Annotated in this window: 1 protein-coding gene; it reads right to left on the reverse strand. The window is 50.0% G+C overall.

What is annotated here, in order from left to right:
* A partial coding sequence (locus SB765_RS32130; RefSeq protein ID WP_410932827.1) for a hypothetical protein occupies positions 1–250 on the reverse strand: 250 nt, incomplete at both ends.

The raw sequence follows: 250 nt of genomic DNA on the forward strand, positions 1-250 counted from the left end.
GTTCGATGCTCGTTTGAGCGTGTACGGGACGGTCAGTTTTCCGAGGTCTTCATTTTTGTCAAAGGCGGGCCAATCGAATACTGCCATCAGAATGGTCTTGAAGCCGCGAGCCTCGTCGCGAGCAACTGACTCAAGCACCAACCTTCTTCCAAGATAACGAACGGAAAATCTTCCTATCCCCTTTTCACCAGTAACGATTCTGCCGTAATCGTCACTTGCCTGAACCTGCTCCTTGGAACTTGTACCAATG

The organism is Pseudomonas sp. SIMBA_067, from assembly GCF_046534675.1.
In the GTDB taxonomy this organism is placed as follows: Bacteria; Pseudomonadota; Gammaproteobacteria; order Pseudomonadales; family Pseudomonadaceae; genus Aquipseudomonas; species Aquipseudomonas putida.